Here is a 2,177-nt window from a genome sequence, read left to right on the forward strand (position 1 = left end):
TGTGCGTCGGACGCTTATGTTTTTTATAACAAACACACCCGACATTGTGTCGGGTTGACCGGCCGCAATGGGCCCATGTCTCCGACTCATCCTCTCCGGGCAGTTGCCGGCCGCAGGTGTAACAGCCTCAAGGGGATGGCGGGATGCGGCGATGAGGCAGATGGTCAGTGTGCGGTGGCCGGTGGAGAGGCCGTAGAGGACCTGGATGGTGTGGAGGCTGTCGGGCTCGCGGGCGAGGGGCTGGAGGCCCAGCCCACTGTCCGGCGCGCGTGAGCCGGACCTGATTCCCGACATTCGTCCTGCCCTTTCGTCGCCGCTGACGGACCCTTGGCGGCCCGGAAGTCCCGGCCGCGCGTGCGGCGAGAACGCCGCCGCATCACACTGCATTGATGGCCGCCCACACCCAAAGAGAAGCCGTGAACGAACTAATTGCCTGCGATGGGTGTTCGCAGGACCTCGAACGACTCCCTCGCGTCGGGGCGGCGGCTCAGCCGCCAGTGGTTCGCCGGGCCGCGGTCGGTGACCGTGGCATCGGCGGGCAGGGGCCCGGTGGCCTTGTCGCCCGCGCGGGCGCCGGCCGTCGCGTCAGGGCGTAGAGGGCCCGGGTTCCGGGATGCGGAACAGGACGTGGCGGGCCTTGCGGACCACTTCTTCCAGCAGGCCCTGGCCGGCGAGTTCGCGCAGGGCCTTTCGTACCTCGCGGCGGGAGGGGGCGTCGGTGGCGGTGCGGACGTCCTCGGCGGACCACAGACGCTTGGGGGACTGGCCCATGAGGGTGAGGATCAGGCCCGTGTCCAGCGGCACCGGCCCGGTGGCGTGGGGCGGTGCCGGTGCCGACGGTGGCTGCGGGGCGGGGGTTGTGGTGGCGGGCAGGACGAGGGCGAGGTCGGGCGGGTGGGCCACCAGGTCGTCCCACAGTGCGGCCAGGCCGCCACCCCACCAGCGAGCACACCGCCACCGACCCCGACGCCGCCTGGTACGTATGCGACGGCGACCACCGCGACCCCGCCGGCACCGCGACCGGCGGTAAACGCGCGAAGGCCCGCCGGGCACTGTTCGACTACGAGGCCACCCTCGTCGTCTCCGGCGACACCACCCCCACCCGCGACCTGCCCCCGCACCTTCGACTCCCGGCCCTGGCGCTGGCGTTCACCGTCCACAAGCCCGGACACGACCCCGCCGGCAACGCCCTCACCGCCCTCCAGGACCCCAACCGGCGCGGATACAAGCCGGGCTGGCTCGCCGCCGACCGCGCCTACAGCAGCGCCCAGCCCGACACGTTCCACCTCCCCCTGCTCGACCTCGGCTACCGGCCGCTGTGGGACTACCGCCGCGACCAGCTCGGCATCCAGGGCAGCCACGCCGGAGCCCTGCTCGTCGACGGCACCTGGTACTGCCCGAACATCCCCGCCCCGCTGATCACCGCCACCGCCGACCTCCTCAACAAGAAGATCGACCGCACCACCTGGCGCCACCGCGTCGACGCCCGCCCCGCCTACCGCCTGCGTCCCAAAGCCGCCCCCGACCAGCGCGGGGCCCGCCGCTTGCTGTGCCCGGCCGCCGGAACCCACCCCACCGCCGCCTGCCCCATCAAGCCCCGCAGCCTCGGACGCGACCCCCGTCTCGTCCCCATCGACCCCGCCCCCACGCCCGCCGGGCACCCCGAGGTGTGCGTGCGCGAGTCCCTCACCTTCCACCGCGACACCGGGATCCGCCTCCGGCAGGAACTCGACCACGCCCGACCCGACTGGGTCCACCTCTGCTTCCACCTGCGCAACCGCGTCGAGCATTTCAACCAGTACGCCAAGGACCACGAAGCCCTCGAACGCTCCCGCACCCGCCGTATCCGCGGCCACGCCGCCCAGCCCCTCCTCCTCGCCTTCCAGCTCGCCCACGCCAACCACCGCAAACTCGCCGCCTGGCTCGACACCCTCCAGAGCGCCACCCAACCCGCCCGTCGTCGCCCCGCCAACCGCTACACCCCGAACACCCCCAGCAACTGGACCCCCAGACGACACAGCATCGAACCCTGCCCCCCCACCCCACGCACCCATCCCGACCAGCACAAACGCCGAGGGGCCCGCCCCGCAGACCGGGGGGGCCCCGGCGGTGACCGCCCGCGGGGGGGGGGCGGGGGGGGGGGGGGGGGGGCGGAGGGCGGGGTGGCGCGCGCTCCG

Annotated in this window: 1 protein-coding gene and 1 pseudogene; one reads left to right on the forward strand and one right to left on the reverse strand. The window is 73.2% G+C overall.

Annotated elements, in window-relative coordinates; translation table 11 throughout:
• Nucleotides 1–585: 585 nt before the first annotated feature.
• Entirely contained in the window at nt 586–903 is a 318-nt protein-coding gene (locus tag ACFV6D_RS38430; protein WP_380563357.1) for a hypothetical protein, read from the reverse strand.
• 14 nt (nt 904–917) lie between these two features.
• Here ACFV6D_RS38430 and ACFV6D_RS38435 point away from each other — a divergent pair.
• Nucleotides 918–2,177: pseudogene (locus ACFV6D_RS38435) on the forward strand (hypothetical protein); the annotation flags it as partial.

The organism is Kitasatospora sp. NPDC059812 (assembly GCF_042732075.1).
In the GTDB taxonomy this organism is placed as follows: domain Bacteria; phylum Actinomycetota; class Actinomycetes; order Streptomycetales; family Streptomycetaceae; genus Kitasatospora.